Source organism: Burkholderia territorii, assembly GCF_001718335.1.
GTDB lineage: Bacteria > Pseudomonadota > Gammaproteobacteria > Burkholderiales > Burkholderiaceae > Burkholderia > Burkholderia territorii.
The window spans coordinates 160,546-181,546 of the sequence record NZ_CP013367.1 but is presented as its reverse complement, the minus strand read 5'-3'; the positions used below and the strand labels follow the sequence as shown (position 1 = coordinate 181,546).

The following is a 21,001-nucleotide window of genomic DNA, read 5'->3' as shown; positions in this document are numbered from 1 at the left end:
CGAAAAAACGGGCCGCCCGCGCGGCCCTGGGGTTGAAACGGGCGCGCGTTACTGCGCGCCCACCTTGCGTTGGAGTTCCTCCGCCATGCTCAGGTGATGCTTGAGCGTCGGCAGCGTGGATTTCGCGAACGCACGCAGTTGCGCGTCCTTACCGTCGCGCGCCTCGTCCTCGAACAGCGCGACCGCCTTTTTGTGCGCGTCCGGGCCGACCGCCGCGACATATGCGGTGTCGAAGTCGTGCCCGCGCTTGCCGCGCAGCGCCTCGACGTCCGGGTCCTGGATCTGGTCCACCTGCGGTTTCATGCCGGTGCGCGCCGCGATCGCGTTCAGCTTCGCGTTCGCCTTGCCGTGATCGGCGACCATGCGCTTCGCGAACGCGCGGACGTCCGCCGATTGCGCCTGCTTCAGCGCAAGCTGGCTGGCCTGCACCTCGGCCCTGCCGGCGAGCGCGGCCTTGTCGACGAACTCGGCATCGCCGCCCTGCGGGGCCTTCGCGATACCGGCATCGTTCGCGCCGCCGCCCGACGACGGGTTGATCACGCCGCCCGGCACATGCGAATTCGATGCGGGCGGCTCGCTGGGCATCTGTGCCTGCGCGAATCCCGACACGGCGAGCACGCCCGCGGCAAGCGCCGCGATCGTCCAGTTGGGTTGTTTCATGCGCTTTCTCCTTGTGTGGACAGAGCCGTCAGCCGCCGACGATCGAGCCGCCGTTCGGATGCAAGGTCTGTCCCGTCATGTAACTCGCGCCCTCGGACGCGAGCAGCACGTAGCAGCCGATCAGTTCGTCCGGCTGCCCCGGCCGCTTGAGCGGCACGTTCGTGCCGAACTTCGATACCTGTTCGGCGGTGAAGGTCGACGGAATCAACGGCGTCCAGATCGGGCCGGGGGCCACGGCATTCACGCGAATGTCGCGCTCGGCCAGCTCGATCGACAGCGAGCGCGTGAACGCGACGATCGCGCCCTTGGTCGCCGAGTAGTCGGGCAGCTTCGGGCTGCCGTGATACGCGGTCACCGACGCGGTATTGACGATGCGCCCGCCCGCCTTCATGTGCGCCAGCGCGGCCTGCGTGCAGAACACCATGCCGTACACGTTGGTGCGGAACGTGCGTTCGAGCTGTTCCTCGGTCACGTCCTCGATGCCCGGCTGCGGATGCTGTTCGCCGGCGTTGTTGACGAGCACGTCGAGCCGTCCCAGCCGCTCGACCGTGCGTGCGACGGCGTCGTGCGCCTGCCGCCGGTCGCCGACGTCACACGCGATCGCCTCGCAACGCCGGCCCGCCTGCTCGATCAGGCGCTTCGTGTGCGCCGCGTCGTCCGATTCGTTCAGATAGACGATCGTGACATCCGCGCCCTCCTTCGCGAAGCCGATCGCCACCGCGCGGCCGATCCCGCTGTCGCCGCCCGTCACGAACGCGACCTTGCCGGCCAGCTTGCCGCTGCCGACGTAATCGGCCGCTTCGTCGTGCGGCTTCGGATGCATCTCCTGCTCGCGGCCCGGCTGTTGCGTCTGCGTCTGGGGCGGCGGGGCTTTGGTGTCGGTCATGGGTTCCTCCTTGGTCGGGTGTCGCGAATGCATCGCAAGCCGCGTGCCGCGCGGCGTGCACCGGCCCGCCGAATGGCAGGCTCGTGCGGAAACGGCCTGCTCAGTGCGGGTTGCCTTGCGTGGTGCCGTCCGGTCGGCGCACCGGATCGAAATCGCGCCATTCGCCGTCCTGCCAGTCGCCTTCGACGCGCTCGATCGATTGCGCGCCGGTCGCGCGCAGCACGTCTTCTGCGGCGGCCGCGGTCGTGGCCGTCACGCGCGCGGCCAGGATCACGCCGGTTTCGGAATGCGCGAGCGTGCCCTTGCCTTCGGCCTGCTCGCCGCGCATCCGGCCCAGCGCGCCGCCGAATGCGCCGAGATACGCGCCCGCGAGCGCGCCCGCGGCCGGCACGAACCAGTAGTGCACGCCGAGCGCATAGAGGATCAGCCCGACGATCGCGCCGATCAGCAGCCCGCGCAGCGCGCCGACCATCGCACCGCGACCGCCCGGCTTCGCGGCCGTATCGGCATACACGTCGCCGCCAATCGGAAACCGCGCGTGCTGGCCGCCCGGATTCAGGAAGAAGATCGACACGTCGTCCGGGCCGAATGCGCGCTCGTAAAGGTGGCGCGCGCCACCTTCCGCTTCATCGAACGTCGTGAAGCGTCCTGCGACGATCATGGCCATGTTCGTGCTCCTTCATAAGGTGCCGCGCACGCGACGGCGTGCGCGACGCGACGGGGCGGCGCTCACATCAGCCGCCCGAGCTCCTTCGATACCGATGCCGGCGTGTCGTATTCGCGTTCGGGGATCTGCCTGAGCATGTCGAGCACGCGCGGGTCGGCGTGCGAGCGCTCCGCGCACTCGACCACGTCCGACTTGCTCGCCGGATAGTCCATCCCCTTCAGCGCCTTCTGCACGTCGACCGGGCTCGGCGCCTTGCCGTGGCCGCCCTGATGGCCGCCCTTGTCGTGGTCCTGCTGCGTGCGCTCGCCTTCGTGCGCGCGCGAGTGGCTGTATTCGTGGCCCGTATGTTGTCGGGATGACATGGAAACCTCCTTCAGATGAGAAACCGGGAAACGGAATGGCAGGAACGGCACGCGATCACGTCGGCGCACGCCGTGCACGCGCGAGCGCGGCGACCACCAGTGCCGCGGCACCCAGCGCGACCGCGCCCGCCACCTTCGGCTGCTGCACCACCGCGTTGTACGCACAACCGCGCAGCACGGGCCCTTCCATCCCTTCGCGCTCGTGCAGTGCGTGGCGGGACTCGTACAGCGCGTTGTCGTCGCGCGGGCGCGCGGGGCGTACCGTGCGCTGGCCGCGCGAGAACAGCGTGGCCGCGACGCGATCGAACAGACGCGGCGCGTGGTACGCACCGGCCGAGGTCAGCTTCGCGGCGCCGCCGACGAACAGCGCGCGGCGCGGGTGCGCGGCGGCGAACAGGATCGCGTCGGCGACGAGTTCGGGGTCGTAGATCGGCGGCGGCAGCTTCGCCTCGACGTTCATGTAGTTCTTCGCGTGCATCACGAACATCGTGTCGATCGCGGCCGGCTTGATGAGCGTGACGGACACGGGCAAGTGATCCGACTCGAGCTCGAGCCGCAGCGAATCGGTGAAACCCTTCACCGCGTGCTTCGATGCCACATACGCGCTTTGCAGCGGCACCGGCGCATCGGACGCCTCGCTGCCCATGTTGATGATCGCGCCGCCGTGGAAGTCGCTCTTGCGCCTGAAATGATCCGACGCGACGAGCGAGCCGTGCACGACGCCCCAATAGTTGGTGTCGAACAATCGTCGCTGATCCTCGAGCGGCACTGCCGCCGCCGTACCGAAGATCGACACGCCCGCGTTGTTGACCCACGTATCGAAGCCGCCATAGGTATCGGCCGCCTTGGCGGCCGCGCGTTGCACGTCCTCGAGGACGCCGACGTCGCCGGCCACCGGCACCGCGAGGCCGCCGTGCTGGCGGATCTCCTCGCACAGCGTGTTCAGTGCGTCCTCGTTGCGCGCGAACAGCACCAGCTTCGCCCCGCGCCGTGCCGCCTTGCGCGCGGTGACGAGGCCGATGCCGCTGGTGGCGCCCGTGATCACGATCGTCTGCTCGCCGACCGGTTTGAGCATGCAGTTCATCACTGGACTCCTTCTACGGGGCCGCGATTATTTCGGGCGAATGGTCAACTGGTTGCGCACGTCCTGCACGCCGTCGATCTGCTTGACGACATTTGCGGCCTGCGCGCGCTGCTGGTCGTCCGGCACGCTGCCGGTCAGCATCACGACGCCGTGGCGCGTCTTCACGTGAATGTCGCCGGCCGACAGGCCGCTCGTGCCGACCAGCTCGGCTTTCGCCTTGGTGGTGATGGTCGCGTCGCGGATCTTCGTGCCGGTGCTCGAATGGGTCGACGACGACATGGACGAGGTGGTGCCGTCGTCTCCGGCGGCAAACGCGTTCGGCGCGACGACGGTACAGGCAGTGGCCGCGGCGATCGCGATCGCCATGCCGAGACGCGTCGCCGCACGACGGCGGAATCGCGGCGCGCGGGCTTGCAGCGGGAATACCTTCATCGTGACCTCCTATCGTGTGATGCCGGCATGCCGGCGGACATCCGGATGACGCAAATCGCGTGCCGCGCGCAGCACGCCGCATGCACGCGCGGCACGGTGATCGGACGCCCTTTCATCCAACGCGTTGTAATTTTTTCGGCACATGAGCGGGGTGTGCGTCCCGCAAAGTGCCGGGCACGGCGATTGCCGCAGAGGGACGCAACGGGGCTCGCCGGCGTGGCCCCGACCTCGGGAGCAACACCATGCAAAGAATTGCGTTGATCAGTGAACATGCGTCGCCGCTGGGGGTGATCGGCGGCGTGGATGCGGGCGGGCAGAACATCTACGTCGCGAACGTCGCGAAGCAGTTGGCCGAGCGCGGTCTCGACGTCGACGTCTACACGCGCTGCGACAATCCGCACCTGCCGGAAGTCGTGCAGATCGGCCCGCGCATGCGGGTGATCCACGTGCCCGTCGGGCCGCCCGCCGATATCCCGAAGGAACGGCTGCTGCCGTACATGGGCGCGTTCGCGGACTACATGGTCGCGCGCATGCGGCGCGAGCCCGACCCCGTCGACGTAATGCACGCGAACTTCTTCATGTCGGGCGAGGCCGCACTGCGCGTGAAGAAGCGTCTCGGAATTCCGCTCGTCATGACCTTCCACGCGCTCGGCCGTGTGCGCCGGCTGCATCAGGGCGCGGCCGACGGATTCCCGGACGAGCGCTTCGAGATCGAGGACACGCTCGCGCGCCGCGCGGACCGGCTGATCGCCGAGTGTCCGCAGGATGCGCTCGACCTGACCACGCACTACCGCGCCGATGCCGCGCGCATCGAGATCGTGCCCTGCGGGTTCGATGCGCGCGAATTCCGGCCGGTGCCGCGTGTCGACGCGCGTGCGCGGCTCGGCTGGCCGCACGATGCATTCGTCGTGCTGCAGCTCGGGCGGCTCGTGCCGCGCAAGGGAATCGACACCGTGATCGACGCGCTCGCGCGCATGCCGCGCGATCCGGCCCGGCCGACGCGGCTCTACATCGTCGGCGGCAGCCAAGCGACGCCGGACCCGGCGCGCGATCCGGAACTGGCACGCCTCGCCGCGCTCGCGCACGACACCGGCATCGCGGAACGCGTGACGTTCGTGGGCCGGCGCGAGCGTGACATGCTGCACCTGTACTACAGTGCGGCCGACGTATTCGTGACGACGCCATGGTACGAGCCGTTCGGCATCACGCCCGTCGAGGCGATGGCGTGCGCCGCGCCGGTGATCGGCAGCAACGTCGGCGGCATCCGCACGACGGTGGACGACGGCGTCACCGGCTACCTGGTGCCGCCGCGCGACCCGGCCGCGCTCGCCGAGCGGCTCGTGCAGCTGCGCGCCCGGCCGGACCTTTGCGAGGCGCTCGGGCGGGCCGGCTATCTGCGCGCGCACCGCTTCTATACATGGCGCGGCGTGGCTGACCGCCTCATCGACATCTATCGCGACGTCGCCCATCCGCAACGTGCCGGCGCGGCGGCCAGCAACCGCCGAACGCCCGTCGCGACCACGCCGGGCGTCCTCGCGCACCGCAAGGAGAATGCATGATGAAGGGCTACGATCGCAAACGGGTGCTCGTCACCGGCGGTGCCGGGTTTCTCGGTTCGCATCTGTGCGAGCGCCTCGTGACGGCCGGACACGACGTGCTGTGCGTCGACAATTTCTACACCGGGACGAAGGACAACATCGCGCATCTGCTCGATGCGCCGAATTTCGAGCTGATGCGGCACGACGTGACATTCCCGCTGTACGTCGAAGTCGACGAAATCTACAACCTCGCGTGCCCGGCGTCTCCCGTGCACTATCAGCGCGACCCGGTGCAGACGACCAAGACCAGCGTGCACGGCGCGATCAACCTGCTGGGCCTCGCGAAGCGCGTGAAGGCGCGCATCCTGCAGGCGTCGACGAGCGAAGTGTACGGCGACCCCGACGTGCATCCGCAGGACGAACGCTACTGCGGCCGCGTGAACCCGATCGGCGTGCGCGCGTGCTACGACGAAGGCAAGCGCTGCGCGGAGACGCTGTTCATGGACTATCACCGCCAGTACGGCGTCGACGTCCGGATCGCGCGGATCTTCAACACATACGGGCCGCGCATGCATCCGGCCGACGGGCGCGTCGTGTCCAACTTCATCACGCAGGCGCTGGCGGGCGAGCCGCTGACCGTCTACGGCGACGGCAGGCAGACGCGTTCGTTCTGCTATGTCGACGACATGGTGGATGCGCTGGTCCGGCTGATGGACGAGCCGGGCGACGCATGCGAGCCGGTGAACCTCGGCAGCGACGACGAGATCGCGATGATCGACGTCGCGCGCGAAGTCGTGAGGATCGTCGGCGCGGCGGTGGCGATCGAGTTCCGTCCGCTGCCGTCCGACGATCCGCGCCAGCGGCGGCCGGACCTCGACGCCGCGTACCGGCGCCTCGGCTGGCGTGCGACGACGTCGCTCGCGAGCGGGCTCGCGCATACCGCGCGGTATTTCATCCATCGGCAGGTCGTGCATCACACGCCGGGCGACCTCGTGCGCAGCACGCAGATCGCGTCGCACATGCTCGCGCAGATCAGCACGCAGAACCGGCCGGCGACGACCTGAACGCGGCGGCCTGGTAACGCGAATTCGCGCGGCCGTCCACCGATGCGGCAGCGGGCGGCCGATGCGCGGCGCGCATCAGCCGTCGCGCTTCGTCACGTGCGCGATCTTGTGTGCGAGTTCGCGAACGTCGACGGGCTTGCACAGATAGCCGTCGAAGCCGGCCTCGAGCGCGCGTCGCTCGTCCGCGAGGCCCGCGTGCGCGGTCACGGCAAGCACGCGCAAGTCCGGCGGGCTGCCGCCGTTCGCGGCGCCGCGGCGCAACGCGTCGAGCAACCAGTAGCCGTCGCCGTCGGACATCGCGAGATCGGAGAGCACGACGGTCGGCTTCACGTCCGCGACAACCGCGAGCGCGTCGCGGCCCGACGATGCGATCGCGACGGTCGCGCCGAGCGTGCTCAGCGCGGCGGTCAGGCTGGTGCGCGTGGTCGCGTCGTCGTCGACGATCAGGATGCGCTGCGAGTCGAGCATCAGCGGGCCGCGCTGGCCATCGTCCTGCATCGCGCGCCATGCCATCGCGCCCACCGGCTGCCAGCCGGCCGGCAACGTCACGGTGAACGTCGTGCCGCGATTGCGGCCCGCGCTTTCGACGCGGACCTTGCCGCCATGCAACTCCGCGATATGCCGCACGATCGACAAGCCGAGCCCGAGCCCGCGCCGCGACGAGGCAGGCGAATCGTCGGCGCGGCGGAACATGTCGAACACATACGGGATGAAGTCCGGCGCGATGCCCTGCCCGGTGTCGGCGACGGTCAGCGTCGCGTGCGCGGTGTCGCGCGACAGCGTGACCGTCACGGCACCGCCGGTCGGCGTGAACTTCAGTGCATTCGACACGAGGTTCGACAGCATCTGCCGCAACCGCTCCGCGTCGCCGGGCACCACGCATGCGGGCATCGCGCAGTCGAATTCGAGCGCGATGCCGGCCGACGACGCGGCGGTCTGGAACGCGGTCGTCGCATCGGCGAACAGCCGCACCACATCCACCGGCATCGAGTCGATCCGCAGCTTGCCGGTCGCGAGCGACGATGCGTCGAGAATGTCGCCGACCATGCGCGTGAGCGAACGCGCGCTGCGGTCGATCGCATCGATCGCCTGCTGCTGCAACGCATCGTCGCCCGAGTTGCGCAACACCTCGATCCAGCCGTAGATCACGTTCAACGGCGTGCGCAGTTCGTGCGATACGGTCGCGAGCAATTCGTCCTTCAGGCGATTCGACGTATCGGCCTGGTCGCGCGCGTCGCGCGCGCCTTGCAGCGAGCGGTGCGTGCGCAGGTCGCGGCGACGCTGCGCGCCGGTCTCGCGCAGCGTCAGCGACAACGCGACGCAGCTGCGCGCGTCGCCCTTCACCGGGCATGCGGAGACCGTTGCACGAAAACGCCGGCCGTCGCGACGCACGCACAGCAGCTCGAGCGGGCCGACCGGTTCACGCATCGCGTCGAACGAGTCGACCAGCGGGTTGCGCGCCAGCCAGCGCATCGCGATCAGCGTTTCGAGCGGCCGCCCGCACGCCTCGTCCTCGTCGTACCCGAAGATTCGCTGCGCGGCCGGGTTCCAGCTGACGATACGACCCTGATCGTCGAGCCCGACGATTGCGTCCGGCGATGCGTCGACGACCGCGCGCTGCAGCCGCGACTTGTCGGCAAGCATGCGCGCCCCGCCGTCGTCGCGCAGCAGCACGACCGCGCCGCCGATGTTGCCGTGCGCATCGGCGATCGGCGACGCCGCCTCGACGATCGGCACCGGCGTGGCGCCCTCCGCGCCATGCAGCCAGTGCCGGTCCGACGACGCATGCGCACCGGCGAGCGCGCGGTCGAGCGGCGTCGTCTGCACTCGGCGCCCGTCGTGATCGAACACGCGCAGCACATCGCGCACCGGCCGGCCGGCCGCCTCGTCGGGGCTGCAGCCGGCCAGTTCGGCCGCCGCCGCATTCAGGTACGTCACGCGGCCTTGCGCATCGGTCGAGATCACGCCCTGCGGCAGCGCGTCCAGCACGGCTTCGAGTTGCCGCCGCGTGGCGGCTTCCCGCCGACGCGCGCGCTCGTTCGTGAGCCGCGCGTGACGCAGCATCGCCGCGATCGCGCACACCAGCGCCCCGATCAGCATGAACGTGCCGAGCCGCACGAGGCGCGCCGCCAGCGGTTCGGTATAGGCGCCTGGATCGGACAGGAACAGCGTCCACACCAGCAGCCCGCTCACCACCGTCGACGCGATCCCGAACAGGAACGACGTCACCCAAGCGGCGCCGGCCAGCAGCGGGTAGTACAGGGCGAGCGGCAGGTTCACGCCGCCGAAGCGGATCGCCAGCGCCTGCAGCACGGTCGCGATCGCGACGAGCATCACGGCGGTGGCGTAATTTGCGGCCTGCGGCCGTGCAATGTCAATCATCGGACACGCTCCTGCCGGCAGGCCGGCGGCGGCCCGCGCATGAACGAACGGGCACGTCGCATGCTCGGGCGCTTACGCTGACTTTGGAGACCTTCAGGCCATGACCATTCCGACACGCTGGCTCGTCGTCTCGCCGCATCTCGACGACGCCGTCTTCAGTTGCGGGCAGTTGCTCGCGCAGTCGCCCGGCTCGGTCGTCGTCACTGTGTTCGCCGGGATACCTGCCCACGGGACGGCCGCGCCGCCGTGGGATCGGCGCGCGGGGTTCCGCACGGCGGACGAAGCGATGCGCACGCGCCGCGACGAGGATCGCCGCGCGCTCGGTACGCTCGGCGCGCACGCGGTGTGGCTCGACTTCCTCGACGACCAGTACGGCACGCCGGCCGCGTCGACGGCGATCGCCGCGCGCGTGGCCGCGGCGATCGCCGCGCATCCGGGTTTCGGTGTGCTCGCGCCTGCCGGCCTGTTCCATCGCGATCATCTGCAGGTGCAGCAGGCCATGCTGACGCTGCTGCGCGACGACGCGCGCGCGGGCGAGACGTCGCGCGTGTGGCGCTTCTACGAGGACGTGCCGTATCGTCGGATCGACGGGCTGATGGCCGAGCGCGTGACCGCTTGGCGCGAACACGGCTGGGCCGCCCAGCCGGTAGACATGCCGACCGGCAACCGCACCGACGGCTCCACGGCGAAGGCCGCGGCCGTCGACGCGTATGCGAGCCAGATTGCGCTGTTCGAGCCTCATATGCGCGCCGATCTCCGTGAACCCGAAACGTACTGGCGGCTCGAATGCGACGGCCCGTCCGCATAACGCCCGCGCATGCGGTGCTGCCGCCACGCGAAGCGCGCGTGACCGCTGTCGTGCTGACCTGGCGACGCCCGGCCGAGCTCGCGCGCACGCTCGAGCGGCTCTCGGGCCTCCCCGACCGGCCGGCGATCGTCGTCGTCGACAACGGATCGGACGACGCAACCGCGGCGCTCGTGCGCAATCGCTTTGCGCATGCGACGCTGGTGCAGGCGCCGGACAATCTCGGCGCATCGGGCCGCAACCTCGGCGCGGCCGTCGCGCGCACGCGTCACGTCGCGTTCTGCGACGACGACACGTGGTGGGCGCCCGGCTCGCTCGCCGAAGCCGCGAACCTGCTCGATGCGTATCCGCATGTCGCGGGCGTCACCGCGCGCGTGCTGGTCGGGCCGGACCAGCGCGAAGACCCGACCTGTACGCTGATGGCGAACAGCCCGCTCGATGCGAGCGTCGCGCTGCCGGGCCGGCCGATCCTCGGGCTGCTGGCCGGCGCGACCGCGTTCCGGCGCGACGCATTCCTCGCCGCGGGCGGCTATCATCCGCGCTACTTCCTCGGCGGCGAGGAAGCGTTGCTCGCGCTCGATCTGTATCGCGCCGGCGCGTGGCTCGTCTATGCACCGCATCTGACGGTTCATCATTACCCTTCGCTGCAACGCGACGCGAGCGCGCGCGCGCGCGTGTCCGCACGCAACGCGGTGTGGACCGCGTGGCTCAGATGGCCGGCCACCCCCGCGCTCGCGCATACGATCCGCATGTTGCCGTGCCTGTGGCGCGAGCGCGGCATCGCGTCCGCGTGCGCGGGCCTGCCGTGGATCTTGCGCGAGCGGCGCGCGTTGCCGCCGCATGTCGAGCGCATGCGGCGCCGCCTCGACGACGATGCGCGCCGCCGCGCACGCGCGCGCGCATGAGCATGTGCGCCACGCCATCAGGAATCCGGTTTTTCCACTTCGTCTTCCAGCTGCGCGAGCCGGTTGTAGATCGTCTTCAGGCTGACGTCGAGCACCTCCGCCGCCTGCGCCTTCACGCCGCCGCATTGCGCGATCGTGCCGAGGATCAGCTTGCGGTCGACTTCCTCCAGCGGCGTGCCGAACGGCACCGTCACGCGATCCTCGTGCGAATCGACCATGCTCGACAGTTCCTCCATGATCGGCGGCGGCAGCGTGTCGATCACGTCCGCGTCGCTGAAGATGCTCGCGCGCTGCACGAAGTTGCGCAGCTCGCGCACGTTGCCGGGCCACGCGTAAGTCTTCAGCGCCTCGCGCGCGGCCGGCGCGAAGCGCAGGTTGCGGGCGCTTTCTTCGTTGTAGCGCTGCAGGAATGCGTCGGCGAGCATCGGGATGTCGTCGCCGCGCTCGCGCAGCGACGGCAACGGAATCGGGAACACATTGATGCGGTGATAGAGGTCGGGCCGCAGCTTGCCGTCGGCCATCGCGGCTTCCGGATCGCGGTTGGTCGCCGCGACGATGCGCACGTCGACGTCGATCTCGCGCGTCGAGCCGAGCCGCGTGAGCCGCCCGGTTTCCAGCACGCGCAGCAGCTTGACCTGCGACTCGACCGGCATCTCGGTGATTTCGTCGAGAAACAGCGTGCCGCCGTCCGCGCGTTCGAAGAAGCCCTTGTGCTGCCGTTCCGCGCCGGTGAAGCTGCCGCGGTCGTGGCCGAACATCTCGCTCTCGACGAGGTTCGCCGCGATCGCGCCGCAGTTCACCGCGAGGAACGGGCCGCGGCGGCGCAGGCTCAAATCATGAACCGTCTGCGCGGCGAGCTCCTTGCCGGTACCCGACTCGCCGGTGAGCAGCACCGACGCTTCGGTACGCGCGACACGGCCGATCGCGTCATAGACGGCCTGCATCGCGGGCGAACTGCCGAGCATGCGGCCGAAACGGCCGAGACGCTTCAGCTCCGAACGTAGTTCGGCGATTTCCTCGTGCAGTGCGGTAGTGCGCGGCACGCGCGCGAAGATGCTGTTCAGCCGCTGCATGTTGAGCGGCTTCACCAGGTAGTCGGTCGCGCCGCGCCGCAATGCATCGATCGCGGTTTCGAGGCTCGCGTGACCGGTGGTCAGCACCATTTCGCAATGCCCGCGCTTGGGCAATGCGTCGAACAGATCCATCCCGTTGCCGTCCGGCAGCACGAGATCGCAGAGCACGAGATCGGGGGTATGCGTCGAGACGAGCGTGCGCGCTTCTTCGAGCGTCGCGGCCGTATCGCACGAAAGCTGCTGGGCCTGTGCGAGCGTCGCGAGCATCGTGCGCGTATCTGCATCGTCTTCGACGATCAGGACATAAGGCATCGAAGCTCCTTGTGGTGCGGTCCGGCACCGGGGATTGGCCGAACCGCGTCGGGCATGCGATGCGGAGGTGCGGCGCCGGCACTGGCGGCACATCCGCACTGCACACGAATGAGCAGACCAGGCCTGTTCACGCTAATAACGAGCTTGCGCTGGCCCCACGAATGAATTTTTCAATAGCGTGAACAGGCCCTAGCTGTCCTGCCATGACAAACGAGTGCTTAGCAGTATAGAAGAAGCGCGTCGCGCATACGGCGCTCATCGAATAAATCTATCTCCGCGCAGCGGTCGCATTGCGAGATTCAATCCGGACCTAACGGTATAAAAGGTATGATGGGCACATGAAAAAACGACGCGTAACGGTCATTTTTTCATCTGCCTTCGACGATTTCGGTCAAACCTTCCCAACGCAATATCACTCATGTCGAAATCCGACGATGACGGCACGCGACTGTTCGGCCGCTCGCAAACGATCCAGAACCTGCTGCTGAAAGTGTCGCGCGTCGCAACAACACGCGCGAGCGTGCTGGTAGTCGGCGAAAGCGGCGCGGGCAAGGACATCGTCGCGCGGCTGATCCACGACATGAGCCCGCGTCGGCGCGGGCCGTTCGTGCCGGTCAATTGCGGCGCGATTCCGAAGGACATCGCGGAATCGCATTTGTTCGGTCACGAAAAAGGCAGCTTCACCGGCGCCGTTGCACAACATGTGGGCATGTTCGAAGCCGCGCGCGGCGGCACGCTGTTTCTCGACGAAATCGCGGAAATGCCGGCGGAATTGCAGGTGAAATTGCTGCGCACGCTCGAGTCGAACACGATCATGCGCGTCGGCGGTCACGAAGCGATTCCGCTCGACGTGCGGATCGTGGCCGCTACCCATCACGACCCCGTGGAGGCCGTGCGCAGCGGCCGGCTGCGCGAGGATCTGTTCTACCGGATCGCGACGATCGCGCTGCACGTGCCCGCGCTGCGACAGCGCGAGGACGACGTCGGCGACATCGCGCTGCAGATCGTCGACCGGCTGAATGCACGGCACCGCACGCGCAAGCGTCTGTCGATGCAGGCGATGAAGGCGTTGCGCGCGTACACGTGGCCCGGCAACGTGCGCGAGCTGCGCAATGCGCTGGAGCGCGCGTTCATCCTCGCGGACGAACAGATCGAACTGCAGTTGCCGCGCCGGCAACAGCCGCGCGAGGAAGTCCGGCACAACGCGATGACGCTGCATATCGGCACGACGCTCGCGCATACGCAACAGCGCTTCATCGTCGCGTCGCTGCGCCATTTCAACGGTGACAAGCCGCGCACCGCGAAGGCGCTCGGCATCAGCCTGAAGACGCTGTACAACCGCCTCGCGCTATTGCCCGAACACGAGCGCAATGCGGTGACGGCGGGCGCGAGCGGCACGGGCACGTCGAACGGCACGAGCGGTTCGACTGGTGCAAGTGCCGCCGGCAACACGGGCGCGGGCGCGCCGCCGACCGCGACGAACCCGTAAGCGCGGCGCCTCGGCGCCCGCCCCGCTCACGACGTGACGTCGCTCAACGCGCTATCCCAGTCACGTGCGAACCGTTCGATCCCGAACCGCTCGCATGCATCGCGCTTCGCCGCCGCGCCCCACTCGCGCGCGAGATCCGGATCGCGGATCAACATGCGCATCGCGTCGATCAACACCGCGGGCCGCGTATCGGCGACCCCGTTGTGGCCGCTTCTCACGAGCTGCGCCATCTCCGTCGTTGCGAGCGCAACGATCGGCAGGCCGATGGTCATCGCCTCGATCACCGCGAGCCCGAGGCTGGTGTAGCGGATCGGATTGAAGAAGAACCGGTAGTGAGACAGAAATTGCGGCAGTGCCGGGTTCGGCACCTCGCCGATGCCGCCGAGCTCGGTCGATCCCATCCCGACCAGATCGAGCGGCACGCTGTGACGCACGACCTCGAACAAGTCCGCGCCGAGACGCCGCCCGCGTCGCGCGATGTTGTTCACGACCGTCACGCCCTTGGGCAGCGTGCCGTGATATTCGACGCCTTCGGGAACCAGCACGCCGTGCTCGATCACGCGCGTCGGCGTGATGCCGTTGTCCCACATCAGTGCGTTGAACGGCGTCACGTGCACCAGCAACACGTTCGGGTCCTGCACCGGATGCAGCGTGTCGGTCGGATGCTCGCGCGGCGGATCGTGTTCGACGAACAGCGCCGGCAATGCGCGCTGCGCGTCGCTCAGCAGATGCAGCCGGTCGTGCGCGTAGTGACCATGATGCTGATACAGCACGCAGTCGAACTCGGTGTCGCGCACGCATTCGACGGGCACCTCGTGCACGTTGTCGCCCCACGGCAGGTGCCCGACCTTTCCCGCGTAACCGGGCGGATGCTGCGGCTTCGTCACGATGTAGAAATCGTGCGGCGCCTGCGACAGGTAATACAGATAGTTGCCATGCACGTGCCAGGTGAGCACGCGCAACCGCTTACGTGACATGACGTCTCTCCTCCGCGAGCAGTTCCCCCGCCCGCTCCATCACGTCGTCGACGCCGATCGCCGTCGCGCACTCGTGCCCGTACGGGCACGTGTCGAACATGCACGGCCGGCAGGCCGGATAGTTCGCGAGCACGCGATGGCGTTCGGTGTCGAGCGGCGCCCAGCGGGCCGTGTCGCTGCCGCATGCGACGACGACGCTCGGCGTGCCGAGTGCCGCCGCGACGTGCGACACGCCCGTGTCGTTGCACAGCAGGAGCCGCGCACGGCCGATCAGCGCGGCCAGCGCGCCGAGCGGCGTGCGTCCGCACAGGTTCACGCACGGCCGCGCGAGATGTTCGACGAACGCGCCGGCCAGCGCGAGTTCCGCGCGCGTGCCGGTCAGCACGATCTGCCAGCCGTCGTCCGCGAGCTGCCGTGCGGCACTCGCGAAGCGCTCGATCGGCCAGCGGCGCGATGCCATGCGCGCGCCCGGATGAACGATAACGTAGCGGCCCGGGTCGAGCGCATGTTCGTCGCACAGCACGTGCCATAGTGCGTAGTCGAGGCCGCCGAGCGGAAATTCCAGGTAATCGCCCCAGTCCGGATAACCGAGCTTGCGCGTCAGCGACAGATAGCGCGTGACCTCGGGTTCGCCGTCGCGCCAGACGACCGGGCAATCGAGCGCGGTGGTGCCGCCGTCCGGCGGCACGAAGCCGGCCGTGCGCGCCGCGCCGAGCGACGCGACGATCGCGTTGGTCTGCGCGCCGTTGCCGTGCAGCTGGATCGCCAGATCGAAGTCGCGCGCGCGGCATTCCGCGACGAACGCTTCGCGCGCCGCCGGCTCGGCCTCCGGCTGCTCGCCGAGCCCCGGTGCGCCCGGAAACGCGATGAAGTTGTCGATGTAGTCCGAGAAGCGCGACGCGAACTCGCGTGCCCACGGCAGCCCGATCAGCGTGATGCGCGCGTCCGGTTCGCCTCGCCGCAGCGCGCGCAGCGCGGGCACCGCGCAGAGCATGTCGCCGAGTTGCAGCGCGCGGAATACCGCGATGCGGGCCGGACGGGATGACGAAACGGATTCGAGCTTCATAGGAAGAACACCCGGAAATGAATCGCACCGCGCACGCGCCAATAGAGCGATACCGGCGGAATCGCGATCGACGTGACGATCATCTCGGCGACATGCGATGGCGTGAGCCGCGTGCCGCGCAGCCGCTTCACGCAAAATGCCGCCGTGATGACGGCCCACGCCGCCGCGCACGCGATGCCCGCGTCGCGCCAGCCGGCCACGAAGCAGCCGATCGCACCGAGCACGAACAGCACGGCCGCGTAGTAATTCCATGGCGGCATCCGCCGGATATGACGCCGGTACGTCGAGCGATGCTTCTTGTACAGCAGCGCGTCGAAATACACCTTCGATTGCTGGCCAATGCTCGCGCCCCAGCGCGCGGGGCGCACGGGATGCACGATCCGCGCGGCGTCGACGTCGACGATCGGTCCCGCATGCTCGCGCAGTGCGAACATCAGGTCGGCGTCTTCGCGCCATGCGCGCGTGAAGCGCTCGTCGAATCCGCCAACGCGCTCGAGCGCCACGCGCCGCACGAAGCAGTTTGCCGTCGCGAATTCGGCATCCGCGAGGCCGGCCGCGTCGCGCTCGTAGTCGGTCGGACGCGGGCGCAGCGGCACGTCGATGCGCCCGGCCGCGGCCGCCGCCGACGGCTCGGCGAGCAGCGCGGCCGCGCCGTGGCGCAGCCAGGTCGGATCGGGAATCGTGTCGTCGTCGGTGAACGCGATCAGCGCGCCGCGCGCACTGCGCCAGCCGACGTTGCGCGCGCCCGCCGGCCCCTGCGTGTCGGGCGCGGTCATGTAACGGATCACCGGCACGTCGTTCACGCGCGCGCGGCACGCGTCGACGGTCTCCCATGCGCTGCCGGCCGGATCGTCGTCGACGACGACGATCTCGTAGGTCGTCGGATCGAAGACCTGCACGCACAGCGCGTCCAGGCAGCGTGCGAGCAGGTCGGGCCGCCGGTACGTCGGCACCACGACCGACACGACCGGCGGCAGTTGCGCGTCACGCATGTTCATCGCGGCTTCTCCAGCAGGAACGAGCCGATCACGAGCGCGTCGAGCGGTGAAGTCCAGAAGCACTCGATCGCATCGCGCGGCGAACAGACGATCGGCTCGCCTCGCGTATTGAACGACGTGTTGACGAGCACCGGCACGCCGGTGAGCGCGTCGAACTCGGTCAACAGCGCATGCAGCAGCGGATGCTGCGCTTCATCGACCGTCTGCACGCGCGCGGTGCCGTCGATGTGGCGCACCGCCGGAATCGTCGCTTCGGCGCCGGGCGCGACGTCGTACACGAACAGCATGAACGGCGCGCGCAGCGGCGTGTGCCGGCCGCCCTTGAACCAGTGATGCGCCTTGCTTTCGAGCACGACCGGCGCGACCGGCCGGAAATCCTCGCGATCCTTGATCTTGTTCAGCTTGCGTTGCATGTCCGGATCGATCGGCGACGCGAGGATCGAGCGCGCGCCGAGCGCGCGCGGCCCGAACTCCATGCGCCCCTGGAACCAGCCGATCACGCGGTTCGCCGCCAGCAGCGCGGCCGTTTGCGCGGCGACATCCGCGAGCCGCCGGTACGGCAGTTGCGCTTCCTTGAGGAACGCTTCGATCGCATCGTCGCCGTATGCCGGGCCGAGATACGCATGATCCATCCGCCAGTCGCCGCGCATCCCGCGCATCCGGAAGTCGGTCCACAGCGCGGCACCGAGCGCGGTGCCCGCGTCGCCGGCTGCCGGTTGCACCCACACGTCGTCGAACGGGCCGCGATCGCGAATCCGCGCGTTCATCACGCAGTTCAGCGCGACGCCGCCCGCCATCGCGAGCTGCCGCTCGCCGGTCTCCGCGGCGAGCCATTCGACCGCTTGCAGCGCCGTCTCCTCGAGCACCAGTTGAAGCGCGTGCGCGATGTCGCAATGATGCGGCTCGATCGGTCCGCCGCGCTCGCGCGGTGCGCCGAACAGTGCGGCGAGATCGCCGTCGGCAATCTCGTAGTAGCCGCCGCCGTTGTAGCTCACCAGCTTGCGCATCTCGTCGGCGAACACCGGCTTGCCGTACGACGCGAGCGCCATCACCTTGTACTCGTCGGACGAATGCAGGAAACCGAGGTAGCGCGTCACGCGCTCGTACAGCAGGCCGAGCGAATGCGGGAGGTTGACCTGGCCGAGGCGCCGGTACGACTGGCCGTCGAACACGCCGTAGCTCGTCGTCGCGCGTTCGCCGCGCCCGTCCATCGTCATCACCGCGCAGTGCTCGTACGGCGCCGCGAGAAACGCGCTGGCCTCGTGCGCGAGATGATGCTCGATGAAGTGCCAGCGGAACGGCCCGTCGTGCGAGACGCCGCGAAACCGCCGCTCAAGGTGGTGCGGCGCACCGCCGGCCAGCTGGCGCGGCGCATTCACGATCGACGACAGGAACAGCGGATGCCACGGCGACGCGCCGTCGGCGCGCGGCGCATGCGCGGACGGCGCAAGCGGCAACGTCAGCGCGGTCTCGCTGCCATGGCGATCGAGCTCGAGCCACGGATCGTACGAATACGCGACGTGGTCGACGTCGGCCAGCACGATGCCCGCTTCGGCGAGACAGTAATCGATCGCGTGATACGGCAGCTCCCAGGTCGAGAACGGTACCGGCCGCTTCGCGTGCTTGACGTGCGTGAAGCGTTCGTCCTCGGCCGCCGCGATCACCTCGCCATCGCGCACGAGGCACGCGGCGCTGTCGTGAAAGGCGGCGTTGATGCCGAGCGTATAGATCGGGGCAGGCATGCGTCAGCTCCTCGTGATGACGTGCGCGAAGGGAATCACGTTCGACGCGTTCGCCGCAACCGGCTCGGCCCCGTGCACGGCGGCCCGCGCGGCAGCGCGCTGCGCATGGCGCGCGCTGCCGCGCAACAGCGCATGCGTCGCGTCGACGACATCGTCCACGCTCACGCCGAGCAGGCACGGATGGCCGGGCTGGTTGCATACGCTGCGGTAGCAGTTGCGGCACGGCACGTCGACGTTCAACGCGCGGTGCGGTACACGCCAGGGCGTGTGCTGTGGATTGGTCAGCGCGTACAGGTCGACGACCGGCGTGCCGAGCGCGGCCGCGAGATGCACCGGACCGCTGTTGTTCGACAGCAGCAGGTCGGCCGTCTCGATCAGCGCGCCGAGCTCGCCGAGCGGCAGCGCGCCGGCGAGCGGCACCGCACGCGGCCCCGCGCGTTCGCACACGGCATCGACGAGCGCACGCTCGGCGGCGCTGCCCGTCACCGCGATGCCGTCGAACAGCGGCGCGAGCCGCGCGGCCGCGTCGCCGAAGCGCTCGGCTGGCCAGCGGCGCGACGCCGCGCTCGCACCCGGATGCACGACCAGCCAGCGCGCGGCCGACGGGTTCTCCCGGCGAGGGCCGCCGATCCGCTGCAACGCGGCGCGCAGCCGCAGTTGCAACGCCCGCCGCGCCGCATCGCCCGGCTCGAACGCCATCCGCCAGTCGGCGGTCTTCGCACCGACCGAGCGCACCAGCGCAAGCTGGCGCGCGACCTCGTGGCGCACGTGCGAATCCGGCTCGGTTTCGGGCACGCGATCGGTCAGCAGTTCGTACGGATTTTCGCGGCAATGCGCGAGCCGCAGCGGGATGCCCGCGAGCCAGCACATCATCGCGGCGGGCAACGGACTCTGGCTGTACACGGTGAAGATCACCGCCGCATCGAAGCGTCCGGCCAGCAGCCGGTCGATCATGTCGAGATCGATGACCGGATCGCCGCGCGCGTCGGGATGCTTGACCCATGGCGCGTCATACGTCCACACGTCGTCGACCATCGGCAGGTGTGGCGCCAGCGCGGCGCCGGTGCGCGACGTCAGCAGCGTGAGCCGCCGCCCGTGGCCGCTTTCCTTCAGCGCGCGCAGCGCGGGCGTCGTCATCAGCACGTCGCCGAGGTTGTCGAGGCGCACGCACAGGATCCGGCGTGCCTGATCCCAGGCGGCGCTCATCGCCGCACCCACGAGCCGTGGCGACGCACGGCCTCGCGCACGACGATGTCGGCGGCGAGATCGAGGCGGTCGACCACGTGGTGCGGCGTGCGCGCGGCATCGATCCGCCATTCCGTCTCGTTGCCGCAGTCGACGAGTATCGTGCCGCAGCGCGCGGCGCGACCGGCTTCGACGTCGTCGAGGATGTCGCCGATCATCCAGCTCCATTCGGCGACCGCACCGAGCGTGACCAACGCGCGGCGCACCATCCCGGGGCGCGGCTTGCGGCACACGCAGTCGCACGTGTAGCGCGGCACGCTGCCCGCCGGGTGATGCGGACAATAAAAAAAGTCCGCCAGCGCCGCGCCGTTCGCTTCGAACAATTCGGCGAGACGCTGGCGGACCGCGCCAAGCTCCGATTCGGCAAAGTGGCCGAGCGCAACGCCCGGCTGGTTCGACACGACCGCGATCGGCATGCCGGTCGCCCCGAGCGTGCGCAGTGCGCGCGCGGCGCCGGGGGCGAGCTGCATGCGTGCGGGGTCGACGTTGTACGGCACGTTGCGCAGCAGCGTGCCGTCCTTGTCGAGCAGCACCGCGCCGGGCAGCCGTCGCTCGCGCCTCATGGCCATGACGTCTCCTTCATCGGCAGCACCATCAGCTCCGGCACGACGGTGCCCGGCGGCTGGGTCAGCACGAAGCGCACGGCGGCCGCGACGTGCTCGGGCGGCTGCAGCGTGTCCTCGTCGATGTCGGGGAAACGGTCGAGCAGGAACGGCGTGCGCATGCCGCCCGCGACGATCGCGCACACGCTCACGCCGGCCGGTCGAAGCTCCGCATGCAGCGCATGCGACAGGCCGAGCAGCCCCCACTTCGTCGCGTGGTACGCCGACGCATTCGGCCATGCGCGCTTCGACGCGGTGGACGCGATGTTGACGATGTGCCCGCTGCCGCGCGCCTTCATCATCGGCACGGCCGCGTGGCACATCAGGTACGGGCCGAACAGGTTGGTCATCAACACTTGCTGCCAGGCAGCGACACTGACGTCGTCGATCGGCGCGGTCACGTCGATCGCCGCGTTGTTGACGATCACGTCGAGATCGCCGAGCGCTTCACGTGCGTCGTGCACGACCTGCAGCACCGAGGCTTCGTCGCGCACGTCGAGCGGCCGGCCGACCGCGCGGCCGCCATGCCGCTCGAGGCGTTGCGCGACGGCCGCCGCGCGATCGCCGTCGAGATCGGCGACGATCACATGCGCGCCGTGTTGCGCGAGTTCCTCGCAGATGGCGGCGCCAAGGCCGCGGCCGCCGCCCGTCACGAGTGCGGTGCGGCCGGCAAGCGGCGGTCGGGCGGGATCGTGAGTCGCGTTCACATGCA

General features: G+C 69.3%; 20 protein-coding genes. 5 read left to right on the top strand and 15 right to left on the bottom strand.

The features are described from left to right. Nucleotides 1-48: 48 nt before the first annotated feature. From WS51_RS26975 to WS51_RS26950, 6 genes are all read right to left on the bottom strand, one after another. A complete protein-coding gene (locus WS51_RS26975) occupies nt 49-660 on the bottom strand; it encodes a DUF4142 domain-containing protein (protein WP_059768897.1) in 612 nt (203 codons plus the stop codon). A 28-nt stretch (nt 661-688) separates the two neighbouring features. Then, nucleotides 689-1,546: an SDR family oxidoreductase gene (locus tag WS51_RS26970; protein ID WP_059799353.1), complete on the bottom strand. Its 858-nt coding sequence runs from the start codon at nt 1,544-1,546 to the stop codon at nt 689-691. Between the two features lie 100 nt (nt 1,547-1,646). Next, a complete protein-coding gene (locus WS51_RS26965; protein WP_069230098.1) occupies nt 1,647-2,213 on the bottom strand; it encodes a hypothetical protein in 567 nt (188 codons plus the stop codon). Between the two features lie 62 nt (nt 2,214-2,275). Next, nucleotides 2,276-2,575 carry a DUF2795 domain-containing protein gene (locus WS51_RS26960; protein WP_059768901.1) on the bottom strand — a complete coding sequence of 100 codons (300 nt, stop codon included), beginning with the start codon at nt 2,573-2,575 and terminating at the stop codon, nt 2,276-2,278. Nucleotides 2,576-2,630: 55 nt separating this feature from the next. After that, on the bottom strand, nt 2,631-3,659 hold the full coding sequence (locus WS51_RS26955; RefSeq protein ID WP_059452323.1) for an SDR family oxidoreductase: 1,029 nt from the start codon (nt 3,657-3,659) through the stop codon (nt 2,631-2,633). Between the two features lie 27 nt (nt 3,660-3,686). Continuing rightward, a complete protein-coding gene (locus WS51_RS26950) occupies nt 3,687-4,091 on the bottom strand; it encodes a BON domain-containing protein (protein WP_059452322.1) in 405 nt (134 codons plus the stop codon). Between the two features lie 242 nt (nt 4,092-4,333). Here WS51_RS26950 and WS51_RS26945 point away from each other — a divergent pair, with 242 nt between their 5' ends. After that, the gene (locus WS51_RS26945) at nt 4,334-5,650 is read left to right on the top strand and encodes a glycosyltransferase family 4 protein (protein WP_059505173.1); all 1,317 of its coding nucleotides are present in this window, start codon (nt 4,334-4,336) and stop codon (nt 5,648-5,650) included. Next, a complete protein-coding gene (locus WS51_RS26940) occupies nt 5,650-6,693 on the top strand; it encodes a UDP-glucuronic acid decarboxylase family protein (RefSeq protein WP_059452501.1) in 1,044 nt (347 codons plus the stop codon). Before WS51_RS26945 ends, WS51_RS26940 begins: the two co-directional genes overlap by 1 nt. A gap of 75 nt (nt 6,694-6,768) precedes the next feature. Here the strand turns inward: WS51_RS26940 and WS51_RS26935 are convergent, their stop codons facing one another. Continuing rightward, a complete protein-coding gene (locus tag WS51_RS26935; protein WP_060021746.1) occupies nt 6,769-9,075 on the bottom strand; it encodes a hybrid sensor histidine kinase/response regulator in 2,307 nt (768 codons plus the stop codon). 100 nt (nt 9,076-9,175) lie between these two features. Here WS51_RS26935 and WS51_RS26930 point away from each other — a divergent pair, with 100 nt between their 5' ends. Then, nucleotides 9,176-9,883, top strand: a complete 708-nt coding sequence (locus tag WS51_RS26930) for a PIG-L deacetylase family protein (protein WP_059795239.1) — start codon at nt 9,176-9,178, stop codon at nt 9,881-9,883. Beyond that, the gene (locus WS51_RS26925; protein WP_069230097.1) at nt 9,862-10,785 is read left to right on the top strand and encodes a glycosyltransferase family 2 protein; all 924 of its coding nucleotides are present in this window, start codon (nt 9,862-9,864) and stop codon (nt 10,783-10,785) included. Before WS51_RS26930 ends, WS51_RS26925 begins: the two co-directional genes overlap by 22 nt. A 17-nt stretch (nt 10,786-10,802) precedes the next feature. Here the strand turns inward: WS51_RS26925 and WS51_RS26920 are convergent, their stop codons facing one another. Beyond that, nucleotides 10,803-12,170, bottom strand: coding sequence for a sigma-54-dependent transcriptional regulator (locus tag WS51_RS26920; protein WP_069230096.1), 1,368 nt, complete (start codon nt 12,168-12,170; stop codon nt 10,803-10,805). Nucleotides 12,171-12,588: 418 nt separating this feature from the next. Here WS51_RS26920 and WS51_RS26915 point away from each other — a divergent pair, with 418 nt between their 5' ends. Then, nucleotides 12,589-13,659: a sigma-54 interaction domain-containing protein gene (locus WS51_RS26915; protein ID WP_059542200.1), complete on the top strand. Its 1,071-nt coding sequence runs from the start codon at nt 12,589-12,591 to the stop codon at nt 13,657-13,659. A gap of 26 nt (nt 13,660-13,685) precedes the next feature. Here WS51_RS26915 and WS51_RS26910 read toward each other — a convergent pair whose 3' ends face one another. The 7 genes from WS51_RS26910 to WS51_RS26880 are packed head-to-tail and all read right to left on the bottom strand — an operon-like array spanning nt 13,686 to nt 20,996. Then, nucleotides 13,686-14,636, bottom strand: coding sequence for a glycosyltransferase (locus WS51_RS26910; RefSeq protein WP_059452315.1), 951 nt, complete (start codon nt 14,634-14,636; stop codon nt 13,686-13,688). Continuing rightward, nucleotides 14,626-15,702 (bottom strand): glycosyltransferase family 9 protein, encoded by a 1,077-nt coding sequence (locus tag WS51_RS26905; RefSeq protein WP_059768909.1) that lies wholly within the window; start codon nt 15,700-15,702, stop codon nt 14,626-14,628. Before WS51_RS26905 ends, WS51_RS26910 begins: the two co-directional genes overlap by 11 nt. Beyond that, nucleotides 15,699-16,700 (bottom strand): glycosyltransferase family 2 protein, encoded by a 1,002-nt coding sequence (locus WS51_RS26900; protein WP_059848804.1) that lies wholly within the window; start codon nt 16,698-16,700, stop codon nt 15,699-15,701. The genes WS51_RS26905 and WS51_RS26900 overlap by 4 nt, the downstream gene beginning before the upstream one ends. After that, nucleotides 16,697-18,442, bottom strand: a complete 1,746-nt coding sequence (locus WS51_RS26895; RefSeq protein WP_060297726.1) for a carbamoyltransferase family protein — start codon at nt 18,440-18,442, stop codon at nt 16,697-16,699. Before WS51_RS26895 ends, WS51_RS26900 begins: the two co-directional genes overlap by 4 nt. A gap of 3 nt (nt 18,443-18,445) precedes the next feature. Continuing rightward, entirely contained in the window at nt 18,446-19,648 is a 1,203-nt protein-coding gene (locus WS51_RS26890) for a glycosyltransferase family 9 protein (protein WP_069230355.1), read from the bottom strand. Further along, nucleotides 19,645-20,256: a D-glycero-alpha-D-manno-heptose-1,7-bisphosphate 7-phosphatase gene (locus WS51_RS26885; protein WP_059452311.1), complete on the bottom strand. Its 612-nt coding sequence runs from the start codon at nt 20,254-20,256 to the stop codon at nt 19,645-19,647. Before WS51_RS26885 ends, WS51_RS26890 begins: the two co-directional genes overlap by 4 nt. Further along, nucleotides 20,247-20,996, bottom strand: coding sequence for an SDR family oxidoreductase (locus WS51_RS26880; RefSeq protein ID WP_059542314.1), 750 nt, complete (start codon nt 20,994-20,996; stop codon nt 20,247-20,249). The genes WS51_RS26885 and WS51_RS26880 overlap by 10 nt, the downstream gene beginning before the upstream one ends. Nucleotides 20,997-21,001: the final 5 nt, after the last annotated feature.

Bases quoted from the DNA above. Each gene is read 5' to 3' on its own strand.
- WS51_RS26975 (WP_059768897.1), bottom strand. From the start codon at position 660: ATGAAACAACCCAACTGGACGATCGCGGCGCTTGCCGCGGGCGTGCTC.
- WS51_RS26970 (WP_059799353.1), bottom strand. From the start codon at position 1,546: ATGACCGACACCAAAGCCCCGCCGCCCCAGACGCAGACGCAACAGCCG.
- WS51_RS26965 (WP_069230098.1), bottom strand. From the start codon at position 2,213: ATGGCCATGATCGTCGCAGGACGCTTCACGACGTTCGATGAAGCGGAA.
- WS51_RS26960 (WP_059768901.1), bottom strand. From the start codon at position 2,575: ATGTCATCCCGACAACATACGGGCCACGAATACAGCCACTCGCGCGCG.
- WS51_RS26955 (WP_059452323.1), bottom strand. From the start codon at position 3,659: ATGAACTGCATGCTCAAACCGGTCGGCGAGCAGACGATCGTGATCACG.
- WS51_RS26950 (WP_059452322.1), bottom strand. From the start codon at position 4,091: ATGAAGGTATTCCCGCTGCAAGCCCGCGCGCCGCGATTCCGCCGTCGT.
- WS51_RS26945 (WP_059505173.1), top strand. From the start codon at position 4,334: ATGCAAAGAATTGCGTTGATCAGTGAACATGCGTCGCCGCTGGGGGTG.
- WS51_RS26940 (WP_059452501.1), top strand. From the start codon at position 5,650: ATGAAGGGCTACGATCGCAAACGGGTGCTCGTCACCGGCGGTGCCGGG.
- WS51_RS26935 (WP_060021746.1), bottom strand. From the start codon at position 9,075: ATGATTGACATTGCACGGCCGCAGGCCGCAAATTACGCCACCGCCGTG.
- WS51_RS26930 (WP_059795239.1), top strand. From the start codon at position 9,176: ATGACCATTCCGACACGCTGGCTCGTCGTCTCGCCGCATCTCGACGAC.
- WS51_RS26925 (WP_069230097.1), top strand. From the start codon at position 9,862: ATGCGACGGCCCGTCCGCATAACGCCCGCGCATGCGGTGCTGCCGCCA.
- WS51_RS26920 (WP_069230096.1), bottom strand. From the start codon at position 12,170: ATGCCTTATGTCCTGATCGTCGAAGACGATGCAGATACGCGCACGATG.
- WS51_RS26915 (WP_059542200.1), top strand. From the start codon at position 12,589: ATGTCGAAATCCGACGATGACGGCACGCGACTGTTCGGCCGCTCGCAA.
- WS51_RS26910 (WP_059452315.1), bottom strand. From the start codon at position 14,636: ATGTCACGTAAGCGGTTGCGCGTGCTCACCTGGCACGTGCATGGCAAC.
- WS51_RS26905 (WP_059768909.1), bottom strand. From the start codon at position 15,702: ATGAAGCTCGAATCCGTTTCGTCATCCCGTCCGGCCCGCATCGCGGTA.
- WS51_RS26900 (WP_059848804.1), bottom strand. From the start codon at position 16,700: ATGAACATGCGTGACGCGCAACTGCCGCCGGTCGTGTCGGTCGTGGTG.
- WS51_RS26895 (WP_060297726.1), bottom strand. From the start codon at position 18,442: ATGCCTGCCCCGATCTATACGCTCGGCATCAACGCCGCCTTTCACGAC.
- WS51_RS26890 (WP_069230355.1), bottom strand. From the start codon at position 19,648: ATGAGCGCCGCCTGGGATCAGGCACGCCGGATCCTGTGCGTGCGCCTC.
- WS51_RS26885 (WP_059452311.1), bottom strand. From the start codon at position 20,256: ATGGCCATGAGGCGCGAGCGACGGCTGCCCGGCGCGGTGCTGCTCGAC.